Annotated in this window: 21 protein-coding genes; 18 read left to right on the top strand and 3 right to left on the bottom strand. The window is 48.4% G+C overall.

Features of this window, described 5'->3' with window-relative positions; all coding sequences use genetic code 11:
* The first annotated feature begins 90 nt into the window (after positions 1-90).
* The 6 genes from MKY66_RS28535 (at position 91) to MKY66_RS28510 (ending at position 7,103) form a co-directional block, all read left to right on the top strand.
* Positions 91-1,500, top strand: a complete 1,410-nt coding sequence (locus MKY66_RS28535; RefSeq protein WP_076216804.1) for an MATE family efflux transporter — start codon at positions 91-93, stop codon at positions 1,498-1,500.
* Between the two features lie 194 nt (positions 1,501-1,694).
* Positions 1,695-2,573, top strand: coding sequence for an AraC family transcriptional regulator (locus tag MKY66_RS28530; RefSeq protein ID WP_076216823.1), 879 nt, complete (start codon positions 1,695-1,697; stop codon positions 2,571-2,573).
* A gap of 85 nt (positions 2,574-2,658) precedes the next feature.
* On the top strand, positions 2,659-3,510 hold the full coding sequence (locus MKY66_RS28525; protein ID WP_076216803.1) for an Rpn family recombination-promoting nuclease/putative transposase: 852 nt from the start codon (positions 2,659-2,661) through the stop codon (positions 3,508-3,510).
* Positions 3,511-3,723: 213 nt separating this feature from the next.
* Positions 3,724-4,434: a response regulator transcription factor gene (locus tag MKY66_RS28520; RefSeq protein ID WP_076216802.1), complete on the top strand. Its 711-nt coding sequence runs from the start codon at positions 3,724-3,726 to the stop codon at positions 4,432-4,434.
* Positions 4,431-5,936 (top strand): HAMP domain-containing sensor histidine kinase, encoded by a 1,506-nt coding sequence (locus tag MKY66_RS28515; RefSeq protein ID WP_076216801.1) that lies wholly within the window; start codon positions 4,431-4,433, stop codon positions 5,934-5,936. The genes MKY66_RS28520 and MKY66_RS28515 overlap by 4 nt, the downstream gene beginning before the upstream one ends.
* A 60-nt stretch (positions 5,937-5,996) precedes the next feature.
* The gene (locus MKY66_RS28510) at positions 5,997-7,103 is read left to right on the top strand and encodes a hypothetical protein (protein WP_076216800.1); all 1,107 of its coding nucleotides are present in this window, start codon (positions 5,997-5,999) and stop codon (positions 7,101-7,103) included.
* A 51-nt stretch (positions 7,104-7,154) separates the two neighbouring features.
* On the opposite strand, the gene MKY66_RS28505 is transcribed toward MKY66_RS28510, so the two are convergent.
* Complete coding sequence (locus MKY66_RS28505; RefSeq protein WP_076216799.1) at positions 7,155-10,160, bottom strand: tail fiber protein; 3,006 nt, start codon at positions 10,158-10,160, stop codon at positions 7,155-7,157.
* Positions 10,161-10,571: 411 nt separating this feature from the next.
* On the opposite strand from MKY66_RS28505, the gene MKY66_RS28500 reads away from it, so the two are divergent.
* The 8 genes from MKY66_RS28500 (at position 10,572) to MKY66_RS28465 (ending at position 18,570) form a co-directional block, all read left to right on the top strand.
* Positions 10,572-11,459 (top strand): rhodanese-related sulfurtransferase, encoded by an 888-nt coding sequence (locus MKY66_RS28500; RefSeq protein WP_076216798.1) that lies wholly within the window; start codon positions 10,572-10,574, stop codon positions 11,457-11,459.
* Positions 11,460-11,471: 12 nt separating this feature from the next.
* Positions 11,472-12,119, top strand: a complete 648-nt coding sequence (locus MKY66_RS28495; RefSeq protein WP_081745846.1) for a winged helix-turn-helix transcriptional regulator — start codon at positions 11,472-11,474, stop codon at positions 12,117-12,119.
* A 161-nt stretch (positions 12,120-12,280) separates the two neighbouring features.
* Positions 12,281-12,565, top strand: coding sequence for an Rpn family recombination-promoting nuclease/putative transposase (locus MKY66_RS28490; RefSeq protein WP_256704375.1), 285 nt, complete (start codon positions 12,281-12,283; stop codon positions 12,563-12,565).
* A 326-nt stretch (positions 12,566-12,891) separates the two neighbouring features.
* Positions 12,892-13,941 carry an ABC transporter substrate-binding protein gene (locus tag MKY66_RS28485; protein WP_047840843.1) on the top strand — a complete coding sequence of 350 codons (1,050 nt, stop codon included), beginning with the start codon at positions 12,892-12,894 and terminating at the stop codon, positions 13,939-13,941.
* 125 nt (positions 13,942-14,066) lie between these two features.
* Complete coding sequence (locus MKY66_RS28480) at positions 14,067-14,987, top strand: ABC transporter permease (protein ID WP_036606658.1); 921 nt, start codon at positions 14,067-14,069, stop codon at positions 14,985-14,987.
* 2 nt (positions 14,988-14,989) lie between these two features.
* Complete coding sequence (locus MKY66_RS28475; protein WP_036606660.1) at positions 14,990-15,784, top strand: ATP-binding cassette domain-containing protein; 795 nt, start codon at positions 14,990-14,992, stop codon at positions 15,782-15,784.
* Between the two features lie 191 nt (positions 15,785-15,975).
* A complete protein-coding gene (locus MKY66_RS28470; RefSeq protein WP_076216796.1) occupies positions 15,976-17,154 on the top strand; it encodes a winged helix-turn-helix domain-containing protein in 1,179 nt (392 codons plus the stop codon).
* A gap of 69 nt (positions 17,155-17,223) precedes the next feature.
* Positions 17,224-18,570, top strand: a complete 1,347-nt coding sequence (locus tag MKY66_RS28465; RefSeq protein WP_083657398.1) for an MFS transporter — start codon at positions 17,224-17,226, stop codon at positions 18,568-18,570.
* A gap of 116 nt (positions 18,571-18,686) precedes the next feature.
* On the opposite strand, the gene MKY66_RS28460 is transcribed toward MKY66_RS28465, so the two are convergent.
* Together MKY66_RS28460 and MKY66_RS28455 are read right to left on the bottom strand one after the other, a co-directional pair.
* Complete coding sequence (locus MKY66_RS28460; RefSeq protein ID WP_076216795.1) at positions 18,687-19,268, bottom strand: hypothetical protein; 582 nt, start codon at positions 19,266-19,268, stop codon at positions 18,687-18,689.
* Positions 19,269-19,298: 30 nt separating this feature from the next.
* Positions 19,299-19,832, bottom strand: a complete 534-nt coding sequence (locus MKY66_RS28455) for a hypothetical protein (RefSeq protein WP_076216794.1) — start codon at positions 19,830-19,832, stop codon at positions 19,299-19,301.
* Positions 19,833-20,030: 198 nt separating this feature from the next.
* On the opposite strand from MKY66_RS28455, the gene MKY66_RS28450 reads away from it, so the two are divergent.
* The 4 genes from MKY66_RS28450 to MKY66_RS28435 all read left to right on the top strand — a co-directional run bounded on the left by MKY66_RS28450 (position 20,031) and on the right by MKY66_RS28435 (position 26,142).
* Complete coding sequence (locus MKY66_RS28450; protein ID WP_076216793.1) at positions 20,031-20,528, top strand: DUF6385 domain-containing protein; 498 nt, start codon at positions 20,031-20,033, stop codon at positions 20,526-20,528.
* Between the two features lie 45 nt (positions 20,529-20,573).
* Entirely contained in the window at positions 20,574-21,854 is a 1,281-nt protein-coding gene (locus MKY66_RS28445) for a DUF6385 domain-containing protein (RefSeq protein WP_179088593.1), read from the top strand.
* A gap of 105 nt (positions 21,855-21,959) precedes the next feature.
* Positions 21,960-24,215: a glycosyltransferase gene (locus MKY66_RS28440; RefSeq protein WP_339806516.1), complete on the top strand. Its 2,256-nt coding sequence runs from the start codon at positions 21,960-21,962 to the stop codon at positions 24,213-24,215.
* Complete coding sequence (locus MKY66_RS28435) at positions 24,172-26,142, top strand: glycosyltransferase (RefSeq protein ID WP_179088592.1); 1,971 nt, start codon at positions 24,172-24,174, stop codon at positions 26,140-26,142. The genes MKY66_RS28440 and MKY66_RS28435 overlap by 44 nt, the downstream gene beginning before the upstream one ends.
* Positions 26,143-26,221: the final 79 nt, after the last annotated feature.

The following is a 26,221-nucleotide window of genomic DNA, read 5'->3' as shown; positions in this document are numbered from 1 at the left end:
TTTCAACTATTTTCGCAAAACTACTGCATTTTCAAACCACCTGTGCTAACATACCCTAAGAATTAAAGCCCACATGGGAAAGGTGAGAAAATGACAGCAATATCTTCAACCAAAGAGTCCCTTCGTTCTGATGCCAAGGATCTGAATCTGATTCGACTGACATGGCCTATTTTCCTGGAACTCTTCTTATTTATGTTGATGGGGAGCGTGGATACGCTCATGCTCAGCTCGGTATCCGATAATGCGGTCTCCGGCGTTGGAGCAGCCAATCAGATTATTTCTATCGCTATCCTTGTATTGGAAGTCATTGGACATGGTGCTGCGATTGTAGTCGCACAATATATCGGATCGAAAAAGTTAAGTGAAGCAGCGCAGGTTACAGGTAATGCGATCACACTGAATCTTATCGTAGGTCTGGTCCTGAGCGGAATCTTCCTTCTGTTCGGAGGACAATTGCTAACACTTCTGAATATTCAAGGCGAAATTTACGATTTTGCCCGTTCGTATATAAATATCGTTGGTGGCGGGATCTTCCTCCAGGCACTCATTAATGCGCTGGCAGCGACGATCCGTACACATGGTTACACCAAAGAAACGATGTATGTTGCTGTATTCATGAACGTGATTCACGTTGTTGGTAACTATGCATTGATCTTTGGACACTTCGGCCTGCCGAAGCTTGGGGTGGAAGGGGCAGCGATCTCCACGGTGGGAAGCCGTTTTATCTGCCTTCTGATCTTCTTCTGGTTGTTGTATCGTGTGAGCGAGGTACGGGTGGATTTTGAATACTACATTAAGTTGTCCAAGGAATTTATTGGCAAAATTCTGCGGATTGGTATTCCGTCTGCGATGGAATCCATGGTATATCATTCCTGCCAGCTCGTGTTCACACTGTATGTGACCTATCTGGGCGCAGAAGCTATGGCAACCAAGCAGTATGCGGGTAATATCTCCAGCTATATCTACTTATTCAGCATGGCGATTGGTATGGGGACATCGATCATTGTAGGTCGGCTTGTGGGTGCGCGGCGCAAAGACGATGCGTACAAACGTGTTTTTGACAGTGTAAAATGGGCCCTTCTGGCCACAGTTATCATTGATGTAATCATCATTTTTTTCCGTGTGCCGCTGATGAGCATATTTACGGATAATCCGGAAATTATCAAGCTGGGGGCTCAAGTGATTCTACTCAGTCTTTTGCTCGAAACCGGGCGTACCTGCAATATTGTGATCATTGGTTCCCTGCGTGCGGCAGGGGATGCAAAGTTCCCGGTATACATGGGTCTGATCTCCATGGTCTGCATGAGTCTGCCACTGGGATACCTGCTCATATTCAAGCTTCATCTGGGGCTCGCTGGTGTGTGGCTTGCCATTGCGGCGGATGAGTGGACCCGCGCGGTTATTATGTACTTCCGCTGGAAGAGTAGAGCTTGGGAGCAACATGAACTGGTGGAGCATGATGACGAAGAGGTTGGTGCACAGCCGGTACCGGCTGTCTGACGAAGTGTTGTGCGGATAAACAAAAGGAGAGTCAATGACGGTAAGCATTCCATCCGTGATTGGCTCTTTTTTGCGTTCGGGATAGAGGCCAACCGAAGTGAAGATAGCAAAAATGATCAAAACGGCGGTTACACCATTCACGTATAGTAAGGATATGGAAGGGGGCTTTACCTCAGTTGAGCCGTTACCGTGCAATGATTCAGCAAAGTTTGTTTTATATTGAGACTCATCTGCATGAGCAGATTGGGCTGGAAGAAGTGGCATCCGAGGCATTGTTGTCGCCATATCACTACCATCGAATTTTCCGTAATGAGGTGGGCATGACCGTCGTGGATTATATCCGCAACCGCCGGATGAGTCTGGCGTCCACGACCCTCCGATCGACGGATGCGGGCATTTTGGACATCGCTCTGGCATGTGGTTTTGAGAGTCAGGAAGCCTTCACCCGAGCATTCCGCAAATTATATGGCATGCCACCAGGACGTTTTCGCAAATTGTTCGATCTGAAATTATTCGAAGGAAGAACCAGAGGAGGAGAATTACAGATGAATCAGACGTCAACAATTACAGGTTGGATGTTAACCGGGAGTCACCCGCAGAATTATGAGATGGGCATTGATCCGGCCGAAGTGCATCAGGGAAAAGCATCAGGATATTTGAAGGCCGTTACGCTGATGGAGCCTAACGAGTTTGCAACAATGATGCAACAGTTCAGAGCGGACAAGTATGTGGGTAAGCGGATGAGGTTATCGGGATTCGTGAAGACCGAGCATGTGGATGCGTTCTGCGGATTATGGATGCGTGTGGATAATAACGTGCATGATGTGCTCCAATTTGATAACATGCATGATCGGCCAATTACGGGTACGCAGCCATGGAATCAGTATAGTATTGTGCTTGATGTGCCGGAGGGCAGTGCGGTCATTTCATTCGGGGTTATTTTGAACGGTAAAGGAAAAGTGTGGGTCGACAGCTTCCGCTTCGAGGAGGTTGATCTGAACACCCCGCTGACACATATGGAGACAGAGTACGAGATCTCGGACGAGCCGCTGAACCTGTCCTTTGAGGAGTAAATGCAATATATGTGCAGATACATTATCAAGCTGAGGCTATATGGGAATTATGATATAATGCTGGTGAGAATGGAGCTGATGCTGAGTGACGGAATTACTCGATCCACGAGTAGATTTTGTGTTCAAACGCATTTTTGGAAGTGAGCAAAACAAAGATGTTTTGTTAGCTTTTCTGAACAGCACGTTTATAGAGACCGGCGAATCTCCTCTTACGGAGATCACTGTGGTTAACACGTATACAGATAAGGATAGTCCAGAGGATAAACAATCCATTCTGGATATTAAAGCAAAGACGATAGAAGGCAAACTAATTAACATTGAAATGCAGCTGTTTAACCCGTATAACATGGAGAAAAGGACGTTGTTTTATTGGAGTGAGATGTACTTTCATCAGATAAAAAAGGGTGAAAACTATAGTCTACTCAAAAAATGCGTGACTATTAATATACTCAACTACTCCTGTCTGGATAATGAGCGATATCACAATGTTTTTCATTTACGAGAAGATCATACAGGTATTGGTTTGACGGATGATATCGAAATACATGTGATGGAACTAACCAAATTGGATGAGTATTCTGTTCCGATGGAAAAAGGCGGACTCGTGAATTGGTTATTATTCCTGAAAGGAATAGATACATCAAACTGGGAGGTGCTGGCCATGAATGAACCGATGTTGAAAAAGGCGATGGATACGCTGGAATTTCTGAGTCAGGATGCGTCCACCAGAATGGCCTACGATGCTCGGATGAAAGCATTGAGTGACGAAAAATCAATGATTGAAGGCGCACGAGCTGAAGGTGCAGCCAAGGGTAAGTTGGAAGGCAAGAGAGAAATGGCCCGTGAATTACTTACACTTGGTGTAGATCTCTCTGCTATAGTTAAAGCATCAGGACTCTCCGAAGATGAAATTAAGAAGTTATTGCCTAAACAGTAACATGAAACGGGAATCTATAGATCAAGGGCTGATCCAATCACGGGTTGGCTCTTTTTGTTACCTTTAGGGTATAAAGAAAGTAGAGCCAAGTCCAAGCTGAGAGGATACAAGCTTCTCATACAAATTGCAAACTCATCGATAGCTAAATCGCACGGACCTTGCTAACATAGACCCATAAACCAACTCATGACATAGATAAAGAGGATGAATCCCATGAATAAAAAAGTGCTCGTGGTAGATGACGAATCAAGTATCGTCAGTGCCATTGCTTACGCGCTTCGGCGGGAAGGATATGAAGTAGATACAGCGAGTGACGGCGAAGAGGCCTTGGTCAAGGTCGCATCGTTTCACCCACAGGTCATGATTCTGGACGTCATGATGCCCAGGCTTGATGGATACGGCGTATGCCGCAGGCTGGAGGACCGCGAGGATATCGGCATTATTTTGCTGACGGTCAAAAATGATATCGTAGACAAAATCGTTGGCCTGGAAATGGGCGCCGATGATTACATGACCAAACCATTCGAGATCCGTGAATTGCTCGCAAGGGTAAAAGCACTGATGCGCCGTGTCGAGAAAAGCAGTCCACCACCTGACGATTCGAAGAATCAGGCCATCGTGAATGGCACACTGCGTATTCATGTTGCTCACCGCACAGTGACCGTGAATGAGGAGAAGCTGGATCTGACACCAAAAGAGTTCGACCTGCTGACCATTCTCATGTCCAATCCTGAGCGTGTGTACACACGAGACGATCTGCTAGATCGGGTGTGGGGCATGGAGTATGCGGGTGGTACACGAACCGTAGATATTCACATCCAGCGTTTGCGCAAAAAAATCGGAGATACGGATCAGCAAAAATTGCAGACGGTATATGGGATTGGCTACAAAGCCTCGGCACCTGAACCAGGCGGGGCCATATGAGAGTCAGCATCAAGCTGAAGTTCAGTGTTTTTCTGGCAGCCTTGCTTATCCTGACGGTGGTTGTACTTAGTTCACTGGTCCTGCGCGGTATTGAACGCAATCAGCAGTCACAGATTGAAGGTATTTTATCACAGCAGACAAGGCTGGTGAATCTGAATGTGCGACAGTCCTACTACACCGAGGCCGTCCATCTCGATCAGGACGTTTTTTTACAGCGAAATGGCCGCAGGCTGGCACAGGAACTGGCCAACTCTACCGGATTGCCTATAGCACTCTATAACATGACAGGCCAGCAGGTGGGAGCATCCTTCGCCTCCGGCGAGAGTGAACTTGTTCAGGAAACGCTAGACTATGCACTGCAAAATAAAATTGCCTATCATGAACAAGGGGACACCCTGCTCTACGCTGCACCATTGGACGGTCCGGATGGACAGATGGGTGCCGTGTGGATACAGTATCCGGTCCAGAGTTACCAAGATTTTTATGCCCGTATCCTTCAACTATTTATGTGGGCAGGGATTGCGGTTGTGGCGCTGAGCTTCATATTAGGTTATCTGTTCTACAATCGGTTTGCCGTTGCGATTACCCGGCTGAAAAAGTCCGCAGATTCCATTCGCGAAGGCAACTACATTATGGAGTCTCCGGTAAGAAGCAAGGATGAACTGGGAGAGCTGGGACAGGGCATTTATTATATGAGTACATCCATCCAGCAAAATATCACAGCCATGCATGCGGAGCAGCAGAAGCTGCAACTTGCGATTGAGAAACTTCAGGCGTTGGAACAGCAGCAGAAACAATATATCGGTAACATCAGCCATGAGTTCAAGACACCGCTGACATCGATCAAAGCTTATGTGGAGCTGCTCGACATGTATAAGGATGATCCGCAACTGCTTGATGATGCCACGAGTAACATTGGCAAAGAAACGGAGCGGCTGTACGAGATGGTCGAGAAAGTCTTACATTTATCTGCCCTGGAGAAGTATGACTTCGAGAACCAGGCCGAAGATGTAGAGGTCAGCGCTCTACTGAAGGATGCCTGTGGCCGGATGCGGGGGAAAGCGGAGAAGTTTGCGCTGAACATGGAACTGGATCTTGAACCGGCGGTGATCCGCAGCGATCGGGAAAGTCTTATGCATATTTTCATCAATATGCTGGATAATGCCATCAAATATAACGTTCCGGATGGTGTGATCCGGGTGAAGAATGAACTACGGATGCAGGAGCGTCAAGCGGTCATTCGCATCTATAACTCGGGTACTCCGATTCCGGCAGAGGCGCGGGAGAAGATTTTTGAACCCTTTTACACCGTGAACAAAGACAGAGCCAGAAAAACAGGTGGAACCGGACTGGGGCTATCTCTCGTGAAGCAGTTTGTTGAAAAACAGGGAGGTACAATCACCCTGCTACCGGGCGATCCAGAAGATGGGGAAGGTGTGACGTTCCAGCTCATGTTCCCTTTGGCTGATTCAAGTTTACAAGTTCGAAACAAGTCTGAATAACTTTGGAAGTATGCGATGTGTATGCTTGGTCTATAGCAAGAGAAACCAGGGGGGACCATCATGAATTGGAAACAAGCAGCTATGGGCACATTTGGAGCCATTGCCCTGTTAACGACAGCGGCATGCGGGGGGACAACGGAGCCGGGAGGCAACGCACAAGGTGGGAAAACGAGCACCGACATTACAGTAAAAGATAATACCAACACGTCCGTGTACCAGAGCTTCAAGCTGGAGAAAATTGATAAGCTGCCGAATATGCGCGGGATTACATGGCTAAGTGACGACTGGATTGTATCCGACAAGGAGAACAAGTCCTTGAAACCCATCACCGTTGAAGGCCAGGAAAGATACCCGCATAACTTATATATGTATGATCTGACTAAAGGTACAGACACGCCGCTCAAGGAAAGTGAAAGCAGTCTGGGTGCACCGCTGGTGTCACCGGATGGGCAGTACCTGTTCTACCGGGAGCCGGAGGAAAGTACAGGTAGAGGCTACATTCTGAACTTGCATAACGGGGAGACAACCCCTGCTGGTAAGGAGGATGGCTTCATCCAAGAGGGTGCATGGCTGGATAATGAACATGTCGTTTTCCCCAATATGAAGGGTGATCTGATCTCGGCAAGTGTGGACGGTACAACAAAGGTACTGGTGGAAACAGGTAATTTCAATGTACGGAGTATCAAGGTGTCAGGCAGTATGCTCTATTATATTACAGGGGAAGATGGCCAGTTGAATGCATACGATGCGAAGACGGGTGACGTGAAACAGGTGCTGAAAAGTGTGGAGTGGGTCATCCCATCTAATGATGGAACAAGGCTTGCGATTGTGAAAAGAACGGCGGATACCAAACGTGCGCTGGTGCTCACCGATCTGGAAGGCAATGAGAAGGCCACACTCGCCAGAGGCACACAGATTTTCGGCACAAGCTGGTCGGGTGATGATACCAAGATTGCATACACCATCAATTCCGAGAATGATAATGAGAAAGGGCTGTTTGTCTCCAACACGGAGTCGGCAGAACAGTTCCAGATCTCGGCGGATATGGACAATGCTTCTGACCCGCTCGCCTGGAGTCCGAAAGGCAATAAAATCCTGTTATCGCAGGCGGTATTGGAGAATGAATCGTATCACTTTGTAACCTCAGTCATTACGATCTCGGAATAAAACAATCAGAAAAGCCTGTTCCCGGAAGGAACAGGCTTTTAGATATATGCACTAATTTTTTGCGTTCAACAGTAGTTTGACGGCTTCTGCGCGCGTGGTTTTATCACTTGGAGCAAAGGTATTCAGCCCTTTACCGTGCAGCATCCCGGATTTTTGCATCCCAGCGACAGCTGCTTTGGCCCAAAGCGGAATCTGTGCGTCGTCTGCAAAGGTTGAGCTTGTGCCAGTTATCGCTTTTAATTGAAGCGCACCGGCTACCAGGACAGCCATCTCAGCACGGGTTACAGCATCATTGGGGCGGAAAGCTCCCTCAGTGTCTCCCTGAATAAACCCTGCTTGCACGGCACGAGCTACAGCAGACTGCGCCCAAGCTCCTATTTCTGCATGATCGGTAAAAGATGTTGCCGCTTCTGTGTATTCTGTATTCAGTGTATTCATTAGCATCACTGTAAATTCTGCACGTGTAATGGATGCATTAGGCTTGAAGGACCCATCGGAAAATCCACTCACGATACCTTCACGGACGGCTTCCTGAATGAAATCTTCCGCCCAGTGCCCGTTGACATCGCTAAATGCAATCTCTGCTGGCGCCTTGGGTTGTTCAATCGCAAAAACAGCAAATTTGGTGAAATGGTCTACGTCTACATTGACTTGATTGTCATGAATTGAAGCTTCTCCCGCAGAGATCCACAACTTGTTTTGTTCATCAAAGTAGAATAGTCCAGCCTGGTGATTGGTTGGCAAGCTTGATGTATCAAATGTCAGATTCAAAGTTACGTATTTATTGAAGTTCTGTTGAACATTCTTAAGTAACTCATATACCGGGCTGATTAGTTTAGTCTGATTAGTTAGCAAGTCCGAAGAATCTGTAATCTGGTCAATCGTGATCTTCATTTCTTGATTAGTTGCTCCAGCTGGGATGGTTACAGTGATGCCATCACCCAAACTCACTCGCCCAGCCTGCCCTGCAGCAAGTGTTAAACGTCCATTAGTAGACGGATTGGTTATGGTATTAGGCAGCGAAGGGGTACTGCTCGACCCGTTGTTATTCTGGTTACCAGAGCCTCCGCCGTTGCTGTTACCATCACTACCACCTGGTGGCGTGGAATTAACACTCCATTTGGCATATAAGGTCAGATCAGCTGTGATCTCTGTTTGAGCAAAGTTGAATGGAGTCTTCAACTCGGGGTCTGCATACCAGCCTGCAAACGTATAGCCGGAACGGCTTGGCGAAGCAGGTGCTGAAAGTTTCTGACCGTAATTGACTGAGTGATCTGCAACGGCTGTACCACCGTTAGGATCGAACGTAATGGTATAGGAATTGACCGTCCATTTCGCATACAGAGTGAGAGTAGTGGTTACAGTTGTACTGCTGAAATCAAAAGCCTGACTCAGATCTGAATCGGTAAACCATCCAGCAAAGGTGTATCCTGCTTTAGTTGGAACAGCTGGAACAATAACCTTGTCACCGTAAGACACCGTTTGTTCAGTTACCTCAGAACCGCCATTACTGTTAAACGTCAGAGTCCGTGGCGCATAAAAGCTGAAATGGATTGTTGTCGTATTGCCTGCCGCATCGGTAACGACCAGCACATGTCCACCTTCAACATTGAACGTCTCCCCGCTGAGGAATGGAGAACCATCAAGGGTGGCTGTTCCCTCATTAAAGGTGACGGTCGGGCTTGCATCGTATATTCCATCATTGATGACACCCGTTACAACAGGAGGGACCGTATCAATGGAAAAATGGACTGTTGTACTGCCAATGTGGTTGGTTACCACCAATGTGTAATCTCCATCTTCTGTAACCGGAGTGCCACTAGTGAATGCAGAACCATTCAGGAGTGCTGTACCGCTATTAAATGTAGGCGTGACTGTTTGTTTATATATACCCTCGTCTGTTACCCCGCTGACGATCGGCACCAAGTCCTGCTCAACTGTTATGGTAACTAACGCAGGATTACTCGTACCCCATTGATTGGTGGCACTATAAGTAAAGCTGTCATTACCCACATAATTGTTATTCGGCGTGTATACAAACGAACCGTTAGCATTAAGGGTCAGAGTACCGTTCATGGGCGCACTTCTCAGTACGGCAGCAGAAGAATCACGATCATTTTCTAGTAGACCCGGAGAGTTGATGGTCAGCGGGGTGTTCTGCTTGGTTGTGTAACGATCCTCTACTGCATTGGGCAGGGGATTATTGCTAACCGAAGGGAATACGCCTGTCTTGGAAACGTAGTAGACCAATGGCGACTGGTCACTATTTAATTGAGGCAATTTAAAGTCGGTTAAACCATTGCCTCCAAATTTATTGCCTATTAGGCTAAACAAGGGTTGGTTATTGGTGGTGGCAAGTAAGGATCCATCCGCCAATGCCCAGTTGTCTAGTGGGATCTTTACCAATAAGGGAATGATTTCACCTATATATTCATAGTAGTCAGTTCCCCTATTCTCGGCATGGTAAGTCGGATCAACAGATATGGCATAATGGATGATATCACCCTTGATTTTGGGTAACGTGGGTAACCGGAATGTCTCCAGACCGTCTCCACCGAAGGTTGTACCAATCATCTGATACAAATCGTTGTATTGAGAGATAGGGAGATATTGACCATCGGCAGCCAACCAGCCGCTGGGGGTAAAGTAATACGGGAACAAGCGAACCTCACCAAGCACAGCATTTCCTGCACCGTACATACCCTTTTCACGGGAAGGGAACTTCTCTCCATTAATGGATATGTAATAGCCCATTCCCTCGGGTGCGGCATCTGTAAGGTCAGGTAGTGCAAATGTGCTTTTGCCGTCCCCGCCATAGTTGACGCCTAGCAACGAGAAAAGGGCCGTATTCTGAGTGATCGACATGTTCTGTCCGGCAGCATACATCCAACCGGAGGGAGCCCCATTGTAAGGGAATAACTGAATTTCACCAATATAGGGTTTTGCTCCTGCTGCATCGACCTTTTGGACAAGGTAGGAGTTGGTTCCCAACCCACTCAGTCCAATTAGAACGACCAGACATATCATGCTTACTTTTCTGAACAGTGTTAAACTCACGTTCTCATCCCCATTTTCCTCCTAATATGTTCACCGTATGCTCTCCCATCCACTTCCTTTGCTAGTCGGTGTGGGTAAGCCATATAATGATGAGCATAGTTTAATGGATATGAAAGCAAAAATGAATACGATTTTAGTTCAAATTCGAAATATTTTTTTGGATTTTCCAGAGATAAATCATTTATGGTTGAAATGTTCCATATCTTTCATCCCTTTCTATACATTTATATTGACTAAGCTATTCCGCTTCCGATAAACTAGAATGCAGGAATAAAAGTCGAATGTCAGGCAGCAGTTCGAGACGATGTTTCGGGCGGCTGTTTATTTTCTTTTTAACAGTAAGGGTGCAACGTAGTCGTCTTGCCGGATGATCCGGCTAATAACAACATGGAATAGGAACAGGTGATATACATGTGTAACAGCGCGTACCGCGTGCTTTTATATTATAAGTTCGTGAAGATTGAAGACCCCGAGACGTTTACACAAGAGCATCTGCAATACTGTAAGGACCTTGGTGTGAAAGGCCGTATTCTGATCGCATCCGAAGGCATTAACGGTACGGTATCCGGAACGCCAGAACAGACGGAACAGTACATGAAAGATATGCTGGCTAATCCGCTGTTCAGCGACATGGTGTTCAAGATTGATGATGTCGAGGAGCATGCGTTCAAAAAAATCTTTGTTCGTCACAAAGCAGAGCTGGTTACGTTCCGCGTGGACGAAGACCTTGATCCAAATGTGATTAGTGGCAAACGCCTTTCACCAAAAGAGTTCCATGAACATTTGCAACGTGATGACGTGATCGTTATCGATGGTCGCAATGATTATGAATACGAAATTGGTCACTTCCGCGGGGCCATTCGTCCAGATGTGGAGTCATTCCGTGAGTTTCCGGAGTGGATCCGCGAGAACCTGGGTGACATGAAGGACAAAACGATTATTACCTATTGCACGGGCGGCATTCGCTGCGAGAAGCTGACTGGGTTCATGATCAATGAAGGATTCCAGGACGTGGCTCAACTGGACGGTGGTATTGTCACGTACGGTAAAGATCCGGAAGTACAAGGCCATCTGTTTGATGGCAAATGTTACGTGTTTGACGAGCGAATCTCTGTACCGATTAACCGGACAGACGAGGATATTGTCATTGCCAGCTGTTATCACTGTGGAACGACACATGACCGATATATTAATTGTCCAACCTGCAACCTGCAGCATGTAAGCTGTGAGGATTGCGAAGAGACGCATAACCGCTTTTGCTCGGATGCCTGCCGGGAGGCAGCACCGGTACACGCATAAGCAGGAGAGCAGGTGCTGATCGTGAAGCGCGAAGAGGAACGAACGACGCGTGAACGGATTTTGTTCATGCTGAAGCAGCAAGGCACATTGACCGCGAGGGAAATGACAGCTGATCTGGGTCTGACCGGCATGGCCATTCGCCGTCATCTGACGGCACTGGAGCAGGACGGATGGATTGAGGTTAGGGAGGCCCGGGCTACGGCCGGACGTCCGTCCTCGGTGTACCAACTGACGGTACGCGGGGACAGCTTTTTTCCAAAATCCTATTCGTCCCTTACACTGGAACTCCTTGAAGAATTGTCTGACTCTGCCGGTAGCGGTGTGGTGGATGCATTGTTCGAGAGTCGCCGGGACAAGCTGCTTCGCAGCGGATTGCCACAGATGGAGGGCCAGGATCTGGCCGGACGGGTGGAGGAACTTGCGCGAATCCAGAATGCCAACGGTTATATGGCGGATGCGTCCAGAGAAGACGATGGAACTTACGTCATTACGGAAATGAACTGCCCAATTGTACAAGTCGCGAGTGTCTACAAGCAGGCTTGCCGCTGTGAACTGGAACTGTTTCGCTCGCTGCTTCAAGCTGAGGTAGAGCGTACTGAATGTTACGCCGATGGCGGCAAAAGGTGCAAGTATGAGATTCGCGAAGCGTCGGGGAATTAACTGGTTTATACACAAGAGATTGTTTCGATTCGTCGAAATAGTCTCTTTTTTTGAATGAAAATAACGTAAACACGTTATGTTTATGGTGAGATGCGTGATATAATTTGAAATAACACATCCAGATGTTTTATACATAACTCAATATTAGATGGGAGGCGTTAATGATGCACGAACCCGAACCGGCTTTGAAGAAGGCCATGAATCTATTGAAGGAACTGAGCGAGGATGAAGAGTTTCGCCAACAATATGAAGCACGTCAAAAGGTTTTACGGGATCAAGTATCTTTGATGGAAGGCGCACGAGAAAAAGGAATCGAAGAAGGTGAAGCTGAGAGCAAGCGGAAAATCGCATTGAATATGCTCAATTTAGGTCTTGATCAAGAGACCATTGTCAAAGCGACGGGACTAACCTCTGCTGAAGTGAAAGCAATCCAGCAAGAAAAATAACCTAGATATACTAGGCAACTCGCATAACTTGCGGGTTGCTTTTTTGCCGTTATGTAATGTTTTCTATCACAACCATACGATGAAACTAAATTGGAAGCGGTTCAACCATTGACGGATATCGGGACGCCCCTTAATATTAGGGGAACAATAAAACACCAACACGGGTCATGGACTTCAGTCGCATGAGAAAAGTCTATATTTGTCTGCTTTTGTCGATCAAAGCAACAATGCGTTGAAGCGTTCGTTTTGTCCCGCCCTATCGTGTCAATGGAATTCAGATCGATAAGGGTAACCACATTTTATAAGATGGAGAGGGGTTCTCACACATGAAAAAGAAATTTTGGATGTCACTGATGATGGTTGCTTCAATGATCGTTGCAGCAGGTTGTGGAAATAACAGCGGTACAGGCTCGGAATCCGAAGGATCAGGGACTACAACAGGTGGAGGAAGCGAGGAAAAATCATATCAGATTGCCATCTCGCAGATTGTTGAACATCCATCTCTGGATGCTACACGTGAAGGATTCATCGCAGCCCTGAAGGAAGCGGGCATTGAAGAGAACAAGAACCTCAAAATCGATTACAATAATGCGCAAGGTGATTCGACGAACAATCTGTCCATTGCACAGAAAATCTCGGGTGATTCCAAAAATGATCTTGTACTCGGCATCGCAACACCATCTGCGCTGGCTCTGGCTCAACAAGTGAAGGACAAGCCATTGCTGTTCGCAGCGGTAACGGACCCGTTGGGTGCCAAACTGGTGACCGATATGGATAAGCCGGGCGGCAATGTTACAGGTGCATCCGACACGAATCCGGAGGCTATCGTACAATTGGCTGACTTTATCGCCAAAAATCTGCCGGATGTGAAAACGGTAGGTCTGGTCATTAACGAAGGTGAACCAAATGCGGTGGTTATGGCAGATAACGCTGAAAAAGCGCTCGCAACACATAATATCAAGCTGGTGAAAGCACCAGTTACGAATACATCGGAAGTAAAACAGGCTACGGATTCTCTGGTTGGCAAAGTAGACGCTTTCTACATCACGCTTGATAACTCTGTCGTGAGTGCGGTTGATACGATCATCCAAACGGCAAACAGTAATAAAATTCCGTTTTTCTCCAGTGATCGGGATACCGTTGAAAAAGGAGCTTTCGCAACCGTTGGCTTCAAATATTATGACCATGGATATCAGGTTGGTGAGATGGCCGCGGACATTCTGAAAAATGGTACAAAACCTGGTGATATGAAAGTCACCGTTCCGGACAAACTGGATCTGATCCTGAACCTGAAAGCGGCTGAAGCCCAAGGTATCACGGTTACGGATGAGATGAAAGCGGAAGTTAAAGACCAGGAAAACAACATTATTCAATAGAATCAATATAATGAGTTATGAGATTGATTCAATAATCTGACTGGAATGCAATCCGGCAGTATGGATGCGAGGCGAACATGCAACGGGTTCGCCTCATTCTTTTCGATAGACAGGGAGGAAGTAGTGTGAGTATAAGCTGGAATTCAATTGAAGGGGCGATCGAGCTGGGGCTTTTATATGCACTGATGGCACTTGGTGTATATATTACGTTCCGCATACTCGATTTTCCTGACCTTACCGTAGACGGAAGTTTTACAACAGGAGGCGCAATCGCGGCGGTTATGATCTCCAATGACTTCTCTCCTTGGCTCGCCTGTTTGGCGGCAATGGCTGGCGGCATGGTGGCTGGGGCTTGTACAGGTCTGCTTCATACCAAAGGCAAAATCAACGGATTATTATCCGGGATTTTGATGATGATCGCGCTCTACTCCATTAATATGCGTATCCTTGGTGCACCGAATAAATCCATTATGGGTATGGATAATCCATTCTCAGGTGAGCATGTCATGGTGTTAATTATCATCGTGGTACTGGTGTTTAAAATCATGCTCGATCTGTTCATGAAAACAGATGTTGGACTGGCCCTTCGTGCGACAGGTGATAACAAACGCATGATTCGCAGTTTTGGTGCAAACACGGATGTGACTACGATTGTAGGGGTCAGCTTATCCAATGGATTGGTTGCCCTGTCTGGTGCATTCATTGCACAGCAATCAGGCTTTGCGGACATTACAATGGGCATTGGCATGATCGTTATCGGACTGGCTTCCGTGATTATCGGTGAAGCTATTCTTGGAGCAAGAACGGTATTCTGGGCTACACTTGCAGCGATCGTTGGTTCAATTATTTATCGGATTGTGGTCGCGCTTGCCCTTCAAGTGGAATGGTTTGATACATCTGATCTGAAGTTGATCACCGCGGTAATTGTTATTATTGCATTGGTCTTCCCTACTATGCAGCGCTCCATGAAGCAGCGTAGTCTGGCTCGCAAACGAACGGAAGAGTTGATGCGATCCGGTGGTCAACAGGCGAAGGGAGGTATGTGATCATGCTGGAGATTACGCAAGTAACCAAGCTGTTTAACCCAGGCACAACGGATGAGAAGACCGCGCTGGTTGGTGTGAATCTGACAATGAATCCGGGAGACTTTGTGACGGTGATTGGCAGTAACGGAGCGGGTAAATCCACGCTGATGAACATTATTTCGGGTGTGATGAAGCCGGATATGGGCGATGTGCTGATCAATGACCGCTCCATTAAAAACCTGCCGGAGCATAAACGCAGCAGCTGGATTGGCCGGGTGTTTCAGGACCCGATGGCAGGAACAGCACCACATATGTCCATTGAAGAAAATATGGCGATGGCATACAAACGTGGCAAAGGACGCGGACTGGGCTTCGGAGTTACCCGTGCCAGACGGGAGATTTTCAACACGCAACTGGAGAAGCTGGGAATTGGACTGGAAAAGCGGCCTAACGCGAAAGTCGGTTTATTGTCAGGCGGGGAGCGGCAGGCGCTCAGTCTGCTGATGGCGACGTTTACCCAGCCGCAAATTTTGCTATTGGATGAACATACGGCGGCCCTTGACCCTTCACGTGCCGAACTGATCACGGAACTAACGGAGACACTTGTGCGAGAGATGAGATTGACTACATTGATGGTAACGCACAATATGGAGCAGGCTATTCGTCTGGGTAACCGTCTGATCATGATGGACAAAGGCCGAATTATTCTGGATGTCAGCGAAGAGCGCAAGCGTACGTTGACTGTACCTGAGTTGCTTGGTGAATTCGAACGGATTAGCGGTAAAAAAATGGCAGATGATCGTGTCGTGCTGGGTTAAGGCAAGGTAACACTTGTTGGAAGAACAGATATACGTAGCGTGATCTGCAATCTAAGCCATCTATAAGATAGACTATAAAAACCTTTTGCGTTCTCGCAAAGGGTTTTTATGTTATGTTGAACACGTGAAAAAATGGAATGAATCTATACGATTTCGGATTAGCGAATTATACATAGTAGGAGGAACCAGGCATGTCTTTGCAATTGGATGAAGGAACATATACGGTCACGCGGCGTACAGAGTCCATTCGCCTGCTCGCCAAGGAATTTGCACTGCTGCATTTTTTGTATGAAAACAAGGAAAAAGCCTTCACTCGCAGCCAATTGCTGGATCGGGTATGGCCGCTCGAATATCCGGTTGAACGCACTGTAGACGATCATATCTATCGCCTGCGCAAGAAATTGAAGCGCTGGGATGAGATCCGTCTGGATACAGTACGGGGCTACGGATATCGGCTTGCTGTGCATGAGAATAAGTCCGCTCTACCCGCTAGCCCCTCTGCTCAGGACCCAGAAATGCAGGAGGTCATTCACGGATTACTTCGTAAATATCATGTGTTTGGGCAGGGAAACGCCATACAGACCCTGGTTCAACAACAGGAAGCACTTGGCATTCAGATTGTCCCGTATTATCAGTTGTATATCCGTTTTATACAGGGAGATCTGGAATGGCTGATTACAACGAAAGAAATTCCTTTTGAGGAGCGACTATATTGGCTACTGATTTTCGTGCACCCCCTGATCGAGCCAGCGGATAGTATTCAGTTGTATGAACAAGCGCTGAATTCATCGGCATTATCTGTCGATCAGCTTCGCGAACTCCGCATTCTGAACATCATCGAAGTCTATGTAGAGGTGGGCCAATATCAACGTGCGAAAGAGCAGCTGGAAGAAACATATCGTGTAATAGAGACAGACGAACTCAAGAATTTCAGACTGCCTGTAGCACTTGCAGCGTTATATGTGGAACTGTGGGGTGGCAGCGGTGAAGCTGTTGAGGCCCAGATGGCAGTCCTGCGGTCAGGATTGAAGGATGCACCCTATCTGCGAGAGATCGGACGTTTTCAGGTGATGGAGGGGTTATGGTTACTTCGGCAGGGACGGATTCGTGAGGCAGAGTTAAGAATGGATGATGGCCTGGATGTATTGAAGATGTCGCTGAACGCACCGCTATATCTGAATGCTGCATATCAGATTCTCCTATTCCTGGGTCATCATCGAATTGAAGGCAGACTTCGCAGCAAATATCGTCAAGTGTATGCAGAGATCGGTAAAAGTTACGGCGTCCCCGCATATGGATCACAAATTGTAGATAAAGTACGTCAATTTTTGTCTCCTGTATCCCCATCCTCTGATCTTCCTCTGATATAACTCCTTTATGATTACAGCCAAGGAACATACAGACCACAATTGGCTGTAATCAAGGGAGGAAGTACATGTATGACCGTCATTTCAAATGAACCCACATCCAATGAATCCATCGAATCACCCGCCTCATCTGCGCAATCTTTCAAAAGCTTATGGACCAACCTCCGGTTTGTCCGCATGTTTATCGCATACTCGCTGGCTACGTTTGGAGATTGGCTCGATGCGCTTGCCATCCAGGTGATGGTGGCCTACCGCTGGGGTGCTGATCCACTGATCATTGCACTTATTCCTGTATGTATGGCTGTCCCGGGCATACTGCTGGGCTCCTTTGCAGGTGCCCTGGCTGATCGTCTGCACAAAGTAAAGATCATGATCCTGTGTGACGTGATAACCGTGGGATTAACCGTTGCTATTTTATTCGCACCAAGCCCGGCTTGGTTGCTTCCACTGCTCGCCCTGCGTGCCATGATGGGAGTGTTCCATGTTCCGGCTCAGCAGGCGTTAACCCGCCAGGTGGTGGCAGAGGAGCATCTGTTTCAGGCATCGTCCCTAAACGGTTTTGTGAGCCAGTGTTCGAAAGTGGCGGGACCACTTCTGGGTGCAGTCATTTTGGCCTTTTTCTCACCACAAATCTGTATTGTCATTAATGCCTGTACCCGCCTGTTGTCGGGTGCGGTATTATGGCCCTTGCGGCGTTTGGTGGAGAAGTCGGAGTTCGTTGAATCAGACGGAAGTGCTGCAAGTGAGAAGGAGGGATCGGAATCTTTGTTCTCCCAGTGGAAGCAAGGTTGGCTTTTTATTCAGAGCAGTCGCACCGTGCTGAGTACGATTCTGTTCGGCTGTTTTGGACTCATGGCCATTCTTATGATTGATTATCAGTTTACGACCCTGTTTCGGGAGATCAAGCCAGGTAATGAATCACTGCTCGGCTGGTTGGGATCGTCTGCAGGAGCAGGGGCAGTTGTCATCATTTTGTTGTTAAATCGCTTGCCGAGAATTGGGTATGGTTGGGGACTGGGTGGAGGATATCTGTTCGTGGGTGCCGGAATTGCTGCGCTGGGGTGGGTCGGCCCACAAACACCTGAAATTTGGGTTATTATCTGGGGCCTCTGCATTGGGCTGGGTAATGGACTCTTTATGGTAACTCTGAATTATTTGCTGCAAAAGGAAACCCCTCCTGCCTATGTAGGGCGCGTCTTTGGCATTCAAAATTCACTGTCCAGTGTTGTACTGGTTGTAGCTCCACTTGCAGGTGGAGCGCTCATTCGAGTTGCGGGGCCGAGCCCCACCTTTCAATATATCGGTCTCGCTACGCTGGTAATTGGTCTTGCCGGCATTCTGCTACAGCGTATCTTGTGGGAAGGGAAGCAGCCTCTCGTGTCTGAAGCAAAAGAGATCATTCCACAGGAATCGGCCTGATAGCCTTTGCCTGGACATGTAATCATCCATCTACAATATAAAGAACAGCCGCTTTCGGTACTCATCCGAAGGCGGCTGTTTGCGCACATTGCCTTTGTAATACATCGTTGAACGAATCATACTTCCCACCAAGCAAAATAAGCAGTGGAGGCCATCAGTCCACCAACCGAAAGTGATCCGCTGACAGAGAGGTTAATGGCTTGACCCGGAGGAACCACGTAACGGCCATATTCATTGGATAGAAACGGCCCTGCTTGAAGGGGCATAGCCATCAATGGGGTCGTTCCTGAAGGCGCAGCAGCAGAGAATCGTACGATGGCTACGCTGGTATTGCTGCTGGAAAGATTGCTGTTCACCGATGTTAGTGTGCTGGGAGAGCTCAGCGTTCCATTCGCGGTCAGACTCATGGAACCGCTGAAGGAAGATAACAGATTGAGTGAGACCGTAATTCCACCAGAGAGCCGTGATACGTATAGGGTTTTCCCACTCCCTGCTGGATTGGCCAATTGTACGGTGGCGATAACCGTTCCTCCGAGCAATCCCAGTGTTGTGGAGTTGGTGGAACCTGCATTGTACAGATTGCCTGTACTGCCAGCATTATTCTCCGGAGGAGCAACAATGCCAGGAGAAATATACGTGTTGGTGTTGGACGTATAGATGGGCAGATTTAATGGATTAAATACATTATTGTTTGGCACAGTGTGCACCTCCTTTTATCAGGATCATGCTCAGAATTCCCACCAGAAGAGATTAATCGCGGCAGTCTGACTGCCAGTTCCTAAACTAATGGATAGTGATTGTCCAGGCGGAACAACAATGGAGCCATTCAGACCCAGTGAATACATCCCTGCGGTGAGCGGAATACTTGCAATGCTCGTGAAGGTTCCCCCCAGGGTACCTGTATTTTGTCTTGTGGTAACTACACTGGCGTTGGCATTTCCAAGTAACGTATTGACGGGCACTGGTGTGCTACCAGCAGTCACGGTTCCTCCTGAATAGATAACAAGAGTAGCTGCCGCTGTTGTGCCTCCTGTGAGGCTGGATATACGTATTGTTCGGCCGCTGCCTGCCGCATTCAGGATCTGTAGAAGAAGACTCTGGTTGGAAGGAATTAAGGTATTGTTGGTCGTCAGGGCAAAAAAACTGCCTGCAGCAGCTGCACCGCTGTCTGGTGACGCTTCAATGCCCGGGGCTGAGAAGGTATTGGTCAGTTGAGTAAACAGGGGACGATTAGATTGGTTGAATACATTATAGTTGGTCATCTCATCCACCTCCCATAGACCAGCTCATTTGAGCAACATTCCGATTGATTCTCATTTCATTGTACTTGCAGTGTATGTGAAAAGAAGCAAAATGGATTGGGGACTGAGCCGTATATCTGGAAATAACGGCGGTTGCCGTGCCCGTATAACCAATCCGGGCATACGATGCGTAAGCACATTTTTTAAGGGGAAATCGAGATGAGTCGAACAGCGAAGCAAAGCAAGAAGAGAACGAAGCAACCAACTAAATATGTCAGTCGCCGCCGCTCCCGTCATTCCTGCCGCGCTAAATTGCTGAAACCCCCTTGTTCCCGGATTACTCGTCCCCGGTTCAAGCGGGGTGCTTCCTCACGTACGAAACTCCCTGGTGCTATTCATTGTTTTACAGAGCATACGTATGTTGGAGCCGAAACCAGTAGCAGCATGGATTCACTCCCGGCACAAGACACCTCATCACTCAGCATTTATACCTATGGCGTTGTGAATCGGGGAAAACATCCGGCTCTTGTACAGATCCAGATCAGCCCCAATGCCGTGGATTATGCTGTGGACAGCCAGGAGGTGGTCGCGGGAGGACAGACCAAAGCGCTGGTACCCTTGCGTTTTTTGCATTATACCCGGCTTGCCATTCGATCCGTTGAACCGGATCAGCCGACCCGGCTCGATGTTTACTTTCAGGCACAGCGTATGCCGTAAGGGAGTATGATCTCACAGATTTGACCAGGGAGGAGGACGAGGAACATGCCTAACTTTACAACGTTTAATACGAATCCGGATAATCTGAGAACGTTGATTTTTGGTCAAGATAGTACAGGCACAGCCCAGCCTGTCAGAACGGATACGAGCGGGAACGTGGTTGGCATTATTTTGGACGGAACCATCAGTAACATCTCAGGTCTGACCACGGTTACAATTAACGCCGGAACCATTACCAACATTCTGAACGGAACGATCACGAGTGTGCTTGGAGCGACGATCACAGCAGGTACGATCAACAGTGTGCTCGGAGCCACAGTAACAGCAGGTACCTTGACTAATTTACTAAATGGTACAATCACGAGTGTATTGGGAGCAACGATCACGGCGGGAACGATTACAAGTGTACTCGGGGCAACTGTAACAGCAGGAACGCTGACAAACTTGTTGAATGGTACGATCACAAGTGTATTGGGAGCAACGATTACCGCCGGAACGATCACTAGTGTACTCGGGGCAACTGTAACAGCAGGAACGCTGACAAACTTGTTGAACGGTACAATCACGAGTGTGCTCGGAGCCACGGTGACCGCCGGAACACTCACAAACTTACTGAATGGTACGATCACAAGTGTATTGGGAGCAACGATTACCGCTGGAACGATCACTAGTGTGCTTGGAGCAACGATTACAGCGGGTACCATCACAAGTATACTCGGAGCGACCATTACAGCCGGAACAATCACGAGTGTGCTCGGGGCCACGGTGACAGCGGGAACGTTGACGAACTTGCTGAATGGTACGATCACGAGTGTATTGGGAGCAACGATTACCGCAGGAACACTGACAAACTTATTGAACGGAACCATTACAAGCGTACTTGGCGCAACGGTAACTGCGGGTACGTTGACAAACCTGCTAAATGGTACAATCACCAGCGTGCTGGGTGCTACAATTACCGCAGGAACACTTAGCAGTGTGACGTCGATTTCACAGAAGAGTTTTCAGGAGTCCCAACTCATAAGCACCCCGACCGCCAACACCTTCACAGCGCTCCCGGCGGTTACGACCAGTGTATTTGGCACGTATTCTTTTTTTGTATATAACCGGGGGCCGGGTGTAAACCGGGTAGATGCTCTTGTTGAGATTAGCGCCAACGGAACGAACTGGTACACGGATGTAACGACGGTAACGGGCATTTTGTCCGGGTCAGTCGATGTATTGGTACCGCAGCGTTTTCTCAAATACACGCGTCTTTCCTACCGCTCCAGCCTAATCGGCGCACCAAGCACGATTGATGTGTTCTTCAATGGACAAGGCACATAACCCATTTATTTGTCATATAGGTACATGGAGTTCCTTTGGTGGACTTCATGTACTTTTTTGTATTGGAGGTGGTTGGATCTGAAGAACCGTATACTTGGAATTCATATGATTGTGCAAAATGAAGAACATCACCTGCCCCGCTGTCTCGACAGCTTGAAGCATATCAGTACGGAATGTTTTATCACCGATACTGGCTCATCTGACCGTACACCAGAGATCGCCAGAACGTACGGAGCAACGGTGTTGCACGCCTGTTGGGAAGATGACTTTGCCCATGCACGAAATATCAGTCTGCCTCTGGCGAGCACGGAATGGGTCCTGTGTTTGGATGCGGATGAGTACGTTACGCAGGGATTGGAAGAACTGCTGAATTATTTACCTAAAGTCCATAAAAGTATTTCCAGATTACGTATTACCATAGAAAATCGATACGGTGAAGGGGTAGAAGAGAGTGTTATCTCTCAGCCAGTGAGGCTGTTCCGTGCTCATCAGGGATATCGATATGTGGGGCGCATCCATGAGCAGTTGGTTCGTTGTATGCCAAGCAAGCTTGTCCTGGATGAGGCTGCTGATATGAATAAGAGCGAGACCTATACAGATGAACAAAGCCAATTGATCGAGACTGAACCGCTTGCTCCACTATGTCTGGTTCATGATGGATATCTGGCCTCAACGATTGCGCAAGAGCATAAGCCAAGACGTAATTTGAAACTGATTGAGCGGGAACTCGCAGATGAGCCTGCACAGCCTTTTCACCTGTACAATCTGGGAGTAACGTATTGCCAGCTTGGTCAGGTCGAACAGGCAATTGAAGCGTTCCGTGAATCATTGCGCCTGACAGAGTCGCTCGCGCCATATCGTTCTACACTGGTTAGAGATTATGCAAAGACCCTTGTAGGATCGGAACATTACGACGAGGCGCATGCAATTCTGGCTGTGGAAAGACAGCGTTATCCATCCTATGCTGATCTGCATCTGTTGTATGGGGAGACGTTGGAGCAGCAAGGTTTGGAGGAGCGTGCATATCAATCGTATGCCCGAGCAACGAACTGCCGGGAGGGAATAGACCGTGTTGGACACAGTGATGGCGGTAGCGCTTTAGACGCGTTATATGTAACGGAAGCAGGTTCTGACAGTTACAGAGCCTATACCGCCATGGCAAGACTTGCACAGAAACGGGGATTCCTGAATGAATCCGCACATCTGTATGGGCTGGCATTGGACAGCATGTTCACATATGCTCCGGCATGGGCCGGGTTGGCAGACGTGCTGCAACAATCCGGTGAAACGGATGAGAACATAGCAGAAACATTACTTTCCAGAAGCAGAGAGATCGGAGAGTCAGATCACGGTGATTTGATTTGTGGTGAAATGCCCCAATCATATGCAGTGAAAAATGAGGATCATCTGGTGCAAATGATTCATGTTCTAACAGGCTGTGGAGCATATGAACAGGCATTGAAAATGCTGGATGCAGATGCGTGTACTGCTCGTATCCATGTAGCGGATCAAATACATTGGATGTTGTGTGCGAATAGGGTTTCCGAAGCACTGCAACTGGCAGAAGAACACTGGAGCGTGGGGTGTGTGCATGAAGTCAATCTGCTGGCTGAGCACAGAATGGATTGGGCACTGGCTTGTTGGGCCAACGGATTAAGATTATCCGAGGCGTTCCTCACAACTACGCTTCCACAAGAAAAGAACGTTTGGAAGGTCATGGATCGACTGCTGGATCAGCTATCGAAAGAGCCGCGAAGCATGGAACCTGCGTCACAAGAACAGAAGCTTATTCAATGGGGTCCGCAGGCAGAAATGGTAGCAGAGAAGGTTGTGCAGCAAGCCGTAAAGACAGGACAGCTCACACTTGCTGAGCAACTGCATGAGTTGCGAGCCATGATGATGTGTGATCATTGGGGAACGACTTTAACTCGAAGGCGAAAGTTTGCAAGTCTGCTGTATCGTCAGGGGTATACCATGGTAGCCGCGAACATCCTGATTCAGTGCATGACCGAGAGTGAGCTGGATGCCGAAGGGTTATTCTGGCTGGGTGAAACGCTGTATACCAAAGGCCACAATGATCAAGCGCTCTCTCTGTTCGAGCAGGCTCTGGAGCGGGAGCCTGATATGTGGCAGGCCCGAGTTGGAGCAGCTGTATGTTACATGCAATTGGCAATGGAGGCGATTCGGCAGGAATTGGTTCGTTCTCCGTCTTCAGGGGTAATCGCTGCACAACATAATGAACTGGAAAAAAGGCTGCGAACGACCGAAGGCATCCCGTGGCGTACGATTTTCCATGCAAAGGAAAGGAGGAATCAGCTTGCGAGCGGAACGAATTTCCCTATGCATGATCGTGAAGGATGAGGAAGAGTGGCTGCCTCATTGTCTTGCCAGTGTCCAGGGAGCGGTGGACGAAATTATTGTGGTGGACACCGGTTCATCGGATCGCAGCGCGGAGATTGCGCAGCAATATGGCGCGTTGGTTGTGCGATTTGAGTGGTGCGAAGATTTTGCCGCAGCACGGAATGCTGGCCTGGAGCGCGCTTCCGGCGACTGGATTCTCTTTCTTGATGCGGACGAGGCGCTCGATAGGGCTGCGCGGGAGCAGATCAGGAGCTGGACGGCGGTCAGCGGATGTGACGGATTGTTTTTAAACATTCATAACTATACAGGTACGGGTCAGCAGGGGGTTACCGTGAATCCGGTTTTGCGTCTCTTCCGTAATGCCCCGGAGCATCGGTTCGAAGGTCGAATTCATGAGCAGATTGCGGCGGCGATCTGTCGTGGGAATCCAGAGGCTGCATTTCATGTGACGGACATGGTCATCCATCATTATGGGTATCAGACGGCGATTGTGGAGCGCAAAGATAAGGTGAACCGCAATGTTCGCCTGCTGCAACAGGCAGTGGAGGAAGAACCGGATCAGCCGTTCCATCACTATAATCTGGGTGTCGAGTATCTGCGTGTGGGGGAAGCGGAGCGGGCATTGGAGACGTTTGGTGTGGCTCGGATGGGGATTGATCCTGTGGTGACCAGTTACGCGCATTTGCTGTTCAAATATGAAGTTCGTTGTCTCCAGCATCTGAATCGCTGGCAGGAGGCATTAGATCGCATTGATGCTGCACTTGAACTCTTTCCAGAGTACACGGATCTGATGCACCATCGCGGGGTGTGTGCAGACGCATTGGGCGATGCAGATCAGGCAGAATATTCGCTCCGTGAAGCTGTTCGCATGGGACCACCTCCACCCATATATCATACGGAAGAAGGCATCGGCACCTATCAGACGTGGTATACGTTAGGGCGGTTACTGGAAGGAAGGGCAGATCTGGAGGGTGCGGTGAATGCTTATGTGGAAGCGGTGCGTGCCAAATCGAGTCTGTTACCTCCGCTCTATCGGATATTCCGAATTATGCGAGTCTCCGGGCAGGAACATCAGATTCCAGAGCTGGTGAGGGAGCACTTTGCACTCAGTTCGGAAGAGGCTACACACAAAGTATTGGGCATTCTGGAGCAATCTCGTTGTTATGATGCGGCTCTGCAATTGTTATCGGGTATATCTTCACAACCTTCCGCAGAGATGAGGGAGCGTTTATCTGTGGCGGAGGCGATGCTCCAAATCCAACAGGGGAGATGGAACAAGGCACGTCTGAAATTGGAACCTGTGCAACGGAAAAAAGGGCTACTCGCGATCTCGTCTGCACGATGGCTCGAACGTTTGGAGTGGATAGAAGGTAAGGAAGTCAACGGAGATGATCCATTAACCTTGTGGTTGAAGCTTAGTTCGCAGGTGGGTGAAGGAACGAATGAAGAACCTGATGTGCAGACAGGACGAATTGCTGGTCTGAGAGCGACAAAGAAGAAGGACACGGACTCAGGTATGGACGGAACGGTTGCAGGAGCAGAGTATGATGGCTGGCAGGCGCTCGGACTGATGATGGAAGGATGTGTACAGTCAGGGAGATGGAAAGAGCTGCATAGCCTGATTCAGATGTGTCGACAGCAATTGGCGGGAGAAGGATTATCGGTGGGACAGAGCGTTCGAGTGGGAGAGAAGGAGAAAGAGATGGAAGGGAAAAAGGAAAAAGGGAAGGTGAATGAAATGGAGTCGTTCCCTGGGGCTTCGGATACCCTGACGGGAACAAGCTGGCTGGTGAAAGGATTGGTCAGTGCTGCGGATCATCATCTGGAGGTGCTCGCTCAGCATGCAGATGGACAGCGGCACCGTTGTTGGCCTGTCGTTCAGCATATTCGGCTGGAGTTGCCGGGAGCGAACGGGTTTGAGAGCTGAGAGGGATCAGGCAGGTCCGGGAGTTAAGGTGAAAGCAGATGGGTATTGGATGGGGCTGAACTCCGTTGGTGAGGGGTGG

This window comes from Paenibacillus sp. FSL R5-0766 (assembly GCF_037971845.1).
GTDB lineage: Bacteria > Bacillota > Bacilli > Paenibacillales > Paenibacillaceae > Paenibacillus.
Note: the sequence above shows the minus strand (reverse complement) of the source record. Positions and strands in the feature narration are given on the sequence as shown.